We start from the raw sequence: 6148 nt of genomic DNA on the forward strand, positions 1-6148 counted from the left end.
AGGACATTGTCATGGTCGTACTGTTTTTAGCAGAAGGTTTTGAAGAAATTGAAGCGCTTGCAACATTGGATATCCTGCGTCGCGGAGACGTGACGGTGAAAACGGTTGGTGTCTCCGGCAGACAGATAGTGGGCGCACACGGTGTTACAGTTACAGCGGATATGACTGCCGAGGAGGTCGGCACCGGTGAACTGGAAATGGTGGTTCTGCCCGGTGGCCCGGGCACGCCCAATCTGGAAGCGAGCACGGTGGTACAACAGTTTGTCGATTATGCAGTACAAAATGACTTATGGTTGGGCGCCATCTGTGCCGCGCCATCCATTTTGGGGCATAAAGGGCTGCTGAAAGGAAAACATGCGGTCTGCTATCCCGGATATGAGTCGGAACTTACAGGTGCGACGGTCGGGCATACATCTGTTTGTGTGGATGGACGAATCATTACCGGAAATGGCCCGGGAGCGGCGTTTGCATTCGGCTTGGCGCTTGTGGAGGCACTAAGAGGCAAAGAACAGGCGGAACAAGTGAAAAATGGGATGCAGATCCGTTGATGGACGCAGCAGACCGCACCAAAAAACAGGCGCTTCGGGAGAGCTTGCAAACGCGGCGCATGGCGCTTACACAAGCGCGGCGCGAACAGATGGATGCCGCTATACGGCAGCAAGTGATATCCTTGCCGGAGTATCGCTCCTGTGATACGTTGTTTTCTTATGTATCTGTGCGGGAGGAAGTGGACACCCATGCGCTGATTCGGACAGCGCTGCGGGATGGCAAGCGGGTCGCCGTACCCCGATGTGAAGGAAAACGCATGGTGTTTTATGCCATTGGTTCACTGGATGAGCTGCGGCCTGCCCGTTTCGGCTTGTTGGAGCCGCCGGGCGGTGTGCGCGTTTTGCCGGACGTGCATTCGCTTTGCTTGGTTCCGGGTCTTTCTTTTGACCAAAGCGGTGCGCGTATTGGTTATGGCGGCGGATTTTACGATCGTTTCTTGCCCGACTTTCCGGGCGTTTCCGTCGGCCTTTGCTATTCCATGCTGATTTCAGATACGCTGTTGCCTACGGAAGCGCATGACTGTCGGATGTCTGTCGTGGTCTCCGACTGTGAAATATGGAAAACCAATTCCATCTAATGGATGAAAACGATTCCAGCTGCTTGTCAACTGACTGCGGAACAGTGTATAATCAAAAGTAATTGCGGGCTTGTCTTGTTTTAGTGCTTCTAAAAACTAAAAAGCCCTCGAAAGGGCTTTTTAGCGGATTGTAACGGGCAAATGTTGCCGGGCGGGGCAATCAGGCTGCCTGAAATAACATGTATATTAACAATCGCATCTGGTGGGTTTGTCGCAATCCTGCTGATTGCCGCTGAAGATGACGAAGAATAGGACCAACAAAATAATCCATTCGGATTTTATGCCGCCGCCAAATAGGTTCATACCATTCACCTCCATGTATATTTGTTTCAGTATATGCATACGTGACTGGCGGTGTGCATTCATCACTTGTAGACTGTAACAATAAGATGTGCCGTACAACACCGATATAGATTGAGGAAGATAACAGTGTCAAATCAAAAAGATGAAAAAAACAAATCACAGCAGTCTTCAGAGGGGCCGGAAGAGCAGTCGAATCAAATGCCGAAAGCAAACGACAACCCGGAACAGTCTGCCGCGCCTGCGCCGAACGATGGTGCGAAAACGGAAAATGCGGATCAGCAGGAACCGGAATCTTTACCAGATACAACGGAAAAAAAGCCGTTTCATTTTAATACGCCTATCGAAGAATTGTACGATGCCGCCGACAACAAGCAGACGGATGACGGGGAGGACGGCGAATCTACAGAGCAGGAGGAACCCGCTCTGAACAAGCGCCGAAAACTCCTGCACCGTCTTTTGTATGTGACGATGCTGATTGTGGTATCTGTTTTGATTGCCACTGTAGTGCTTTCGGTCTTTGCTGACCGGTACGGCCTTGGCAAACCGGATCAAAAAGTGGATGTGACCATTCCGCGCGGTGCGACCGCCGGAACGATTGCAGAGGTCTTGAAAAAGAGCGGCGTTATCAGCAATGAAATAGGGTTTCGCCTCTTTGTTCGCCAAAACAAAATCAGTGGGTTTCAAGCTGGTGTCTATACCGTCAACCCGTCGCAGGGGTATGAGGAAATCATATCTGTTCTGCGTGACCCCGACCAGAATAAAAACAACTTGACTGTCACGATTCCGGAAGGGCAGACGTTACAGCAGGTCGCCGATCTTCTCAATAAAAAAGGCGTATGCACCCAGCAGGATTTTTTGAACGCGCTGGATGCAGGCGGTTTTACATTTCCCTTGGGTGCAAAGATACCCAGCGATCCCAACCGGTATTATAAGTACGAGGGATATTTGTATCCCGATACCTATACGCTTCTAAAAGATTCCTCGGGCAAAACGGCGGCACAGAAGATGTTCTCCAATTTTTCTGCTAAGTTTACGCCCGATATGGTGCAAAAGGCCCAGCAGCAAGGGATGACCGTCGACCAGATTGTCACGCTCGCTTCCATCATCCAAAAAGAAGCGGCAAGCAAGACGGTGATGGCGGATGTATCTTCTGCCTTTTATAACCGCTTGCGTACAGGCGTGAACGGGAAAAAATTACTTCAGTCCGACGCGACGGTGCTTTATGCCAAGCGTGACTTGACGGCCGCGCTCAACTCATCGGATGCGGCGCTGGATTCACACTACAATACCTACCGGTATGAGGGGCTGCCGCCTGGGCCAATTTGCAATCCGGGAATGGATGCCATTCAGGCGGCACTTAATCCCAATAGTACCAATTATCTGTATTTTGTCAGCGATGCGAATGGAAATTATTACTTTGCCAGTAATTTTGCCGACCACGTCAAAAATGTAAAAAAGGCCGCAAAAGCCGGAACCCCCCAGGCAACGGGAGATTTGAGCAGCGGGCAGTGATATTTTGCAAAAAATAACGCGGAAACGAATGGAGCGGGTCATATGAATTTGACTTTTGTATTTTTAAAACCGGATGCCTTATCGCGTGGACTGGTATATACGGTGATGAATTATTTTTTTCACGCGGGGATTACTGTGCGTGCGGTGGATATCCAGACGGTGAAGCCGGAAATCATTTGTGCACATTACGCTGAACACATCCAAAAATACGGAGCCGATTTCAAAAGACAAACATTGGACATGTTTGAGGGAAAACAGGTGATGCCGGCGATTTTGGAGGGCAAAGAGACGGTCGTGGAGGATGTGCGTGCGATCGTGGGTGCGACGCAGCCGGCCAAAGCGGAAAAAGGTACGATTCGGGGCGATTTGGGATTGGGAGATTCCTATGAGATTTCCGTGCCGGAAGGTCGTTTGGTACGAAATTTAATCCATGCGTCGGATGCCAAGGAAGCTGTGCGCGCGGAGGCAGGACTCTGGCTGCCGCAATTTTCTTTTTAAGAAGCGGAGCACCTGCGCCTTACAGAGAAGGGGTTTTCATGCTCGGAGCTGGGTTTTTCAATGTCCATAAAAGACGCGTCGCATTTTATGCGGCGCTTATTTTGGTTCTGGCGTTTGCCGCGTTTGCCGCGTTTTTTCGTCTGGATGCCGGGGGTGTCAACAGTTGGGACGAAGCACGCCACGGTGTTAACGCCTATGAGATGCTGAAGACTGGCAATTGGATTGTCAATTTTTATCGCTACAAACCGGATTATTGGAATTTGAAACCACCGCTCAGTTTTTGGGCAATTATGTTGGATTTCCGTTTGTTTGGCACCACGGTGCTGGCGTTGCGTTTTTACGCGGCGTTGTCCATGTTTGGAACAGTACTGCTTGTTTCCCGTTTTGTGTTTAAACGGTATGGTCGTGTGGCCTGTCTGGTTACGACCGCACTGCTTGCCTGTGAAAACCTGTTTTACCAATTTCATTATGGGCGCAGCGGCGATGCGGATGCACTCTTTGGCTTTTTATGCACACTGTGCGTTCTTTCAATCTTTTGGGCGCAGGTAGAAAAACGATGGCTCTTTTTGTCTGGTCTGTCCTTTGCGCTGGCTTTCTTGGACAAGAGTTGGCACGCGTGCACATTGTTGGCGATTGCCGGTCTGTTTTTGCTGGCAAGCAAACAGCTCTTCCATCTGGGCGCGCGTATTTGGGCGGGAATGCTGGCCTGCGCATTTGCCCCCATCGTGATTTGGGCGGCGTTCCGTTATGCCGCTGACGGAACGGCATTTTTTAGAGGGATGATTGATCGGGATTTATTGGCAAGATCGTCCAGACCGCTGGAAGGACACGGCGGCGACATCTTGTACTATGTCATGATCACGCTCGGCAAAAATACGGTGGGATTGCTGGTACTGGCGGTGCTTTGCTGGTTGGTGTGGCAGGCAGTTACCCATCGGCATCACATTGGTGAGGTGGAGCGGACGGACTTATTGTTGTTTGCTTTATGGATTATGGTGCCGTTTGTGTTCTTTTCGATAGCCTCCACCAAATATATGTGGTATATTATCCCAACAATGATTCCGTTGGTCATTGTTTGCGGTGTGGTTTGCGGGAAAGCATGGGTGCACACATCGTCCGCGGTGGCCCGCGTTTTGGCGGTTTGTCTGGCAATTGTGACGGCAATAACGCTCGTGTGCAATGTGCATGATACCATTATCACAGCGCTGAGCGGTCCGATTCCACCTGTCCAGCAATTTCTGCGTGACCCGGTTGCTGCGGATGCCAGGGGACGAACGGCTTATATTCTTGATGAAACCGAGGATTCCGATTGGCAGCAAAACGATGTATATGTGGGTGAGGCCTACGCCGACCTGCACTGCATGGACGGCGGATTGGCGGCGTTTGTTCAAGATCCGAATGCGGTAGCAATCGTCAGTGAACGCGTTTATCCCAAACAGGATGTCTCCGCAAATGGTTTGCGGATTTTGGCACAAAAAGATGGTTATTTTTTGCTCGCACACAGCCATGCAGTTTTTGTGGTAAAATAGAAAGCAAAAAACAAGAAAGGCGTTATGATTATGAAAGTTTTTTTTATGTCGGATATCCACGGTTCCGCGTTTTATTTAAAGCAGGCGCTCGCGGCGTACGAGCGGGAGGGGGCCACGACTATTGTGATTTTGGGGGACGAGTTGTACCACGGCGCGCGTAACCCGCTTACGGAGGAGTATGGCCCCAAGGAAGTAACCACGCTGCTAAACGCACATGCTGACAACATCATCGCGGTGCGCGGCAATTGTGACAGCGAAGTGGATGAAATGGTTTTGGACTACCCAGTGATGAGCACCTATTCCATCTTGATGCATGAGGGACGGCGCTTTTTCCTGACGCACGGGCATATTTACAGTGAAAGCAATCTGCCTCCTTTGGCGGCGGGCGATGTGTTTTGCTACGGACACACGCATGTACCAAAAGCCGAGAAGCGCGGGGATATCTATATCCTTAATCCGGGTTCAATCTCTTTGCCAAAAGAAAACACACCGCATACATACGGTGTGCTTGAGGGCGATTCGTTTACCATTAAAGATTTGGCAGGAAATATGTATAAAAAAATACAGTTTTGAGACGTAATCGCATTAACTGATTTTTTGTATGGCCAGTGTGGAAGGGCTGATGCGGACGACATGCTTACCTTGGACGGATGCATATTGAATGGCTTGAGCAGGATTGCCGAGCAGTCCATCACTTACAGTCAGCAGGCTGTCCGCATGATCGACCAGATAGCGGTTGCGTTTTACCAGACAGTTGGCTGAAAACTGTGTTTGCAATAAATGCTCTTTATCACAATATCCGAGCAGACGGTAATAGTGCTCGCGCGTGCATTCGTCCCATGAAGTAGCCTCGTTCTCATAAGCGAGGACGCTTTCAAGAGCAATGTCCGGATATTTTCGGCGCAATTCCAACACGGTTTCGGCAAATATTAAATCAACTCCGGCGGTGAACCCGCAGAGGAAGCGGTGGTGCTCTGTGAGCACCGCTTTTTCTGTTTCCTGAAAGATTACATCGCGCAGTGTGCGCGCACGATCCTCCCGGTCGAGTTCAAACGGCAGCAAGAAACCCGAATCTCCTATCAGTGAGCAGGTTTTTTTAACGGCTTTCATGTTACACCTCCTTTGTAAGACTGCGTGGAATCAATACAATCTCACTCCTTATTTATACAACATTTTCCAT

7 protein-coding genes are annotated in these 6148 nt (G+C 50.0%); 6 read left to right on the top strand and 1 reads right to left on the bottom strand.

Annotated elements, in window-relative coordinates; all coding sequences use genetic code 11:
* The 6 genes from ABF463_RS13505 to yfcE all read left to right on the top strand — a co-directional run.
* A partial coding sequence (locus ABF463_RS13505; protein ID WP_415534392.1) for a DJ-1 family glyoxalase III occupies positions 1-548 on the top strand: 548 nt, incomplete at its 5' end.
* Positions 548-1126, top strand: coding sequence for a 5-formyltetrahydrofolate cyclo-ligase (locus ABF463_RS13510; RefSeq protein WP_415534404.1), 579 nt, complete (start codon positions 548-550; stop codon positions 1124-1126). The genes ABF463_RS13505 and ABF463_RS13510, both read left to right, overlap by 1 nt.
* A 429-nt stretch (positions 1127-1555) precedes the next feature.
* Positions 1556-2941 (top strand): endolytic transglycosylase MltG, encoded by a 1386-nt coding sequence (mltG, locus tag ABF463_RS13515; RefSeq protein WP_415534394.1) that lies wholly within the window; start codon positions 1556-1558, stop codon positions 2939-2941.
* 42 nt (positions 2942-2983) lie between these two features.
* The gene (locus ABF463_RS13520) at positions 2984-3439 is read left to right on the top strand and encodes a nucleoside-diphosphate kinase (protein WP_415534396.1); all 456 of its coding nucleotides are present in this window, start codon (positions 2984-2986) and stop codon (positions 3437-3439) included.
* A 38-nt stretch (positions 3440-3477) separates the two neighbouring features.
* Positions 3478-4968, top strand: a complete 1491-nt coding sequence (locus ABF463_RS13525; protein ID WP_415534398.1) for an ArnT family glycosyltransferase — start codon at positions 3478-3480, stop codon at positions 4966-4968.
* Between the two features lie 30 nt (positions 4969-4998).
* Positions 4999-5541, top strand: a complete 543-nt coding sequence (gene yfcE / locus ABF463_RS13530; protein ID WP_415534400.1) for a phosphodiesterase — start codon at positions 4999-5001, stop codon at positions 5539-5541.
* A gap of 12 nt (positions 5542-5553) precedes the next feature.
* Here yfcE and ABF463_RS13535 read toward each other — a convergent pair whose 3' ends face one another.
* On the bottom strand, positions 5554-6078 hold the full coding sequence (locus ABF463_RS13535; protein ID WP_415534402.1) for an SLOG family protein: 525 nt from the start codon (positions 6076-6078) through the stop codon (positions 5554-5556).
* Positions 6079-6148: the final 70 nt, after the last annotated feature.

The sequence above is a fragment of the Ethanoligenens sp. genome, from assembly GCF_047718355.1.
In the GTDB taxonomy this organism is placed as follows: Bacteria; Bacillota; Clostridia; order Oscillospirales; family Ethanoligenentaceae; genus Ethanoligenens.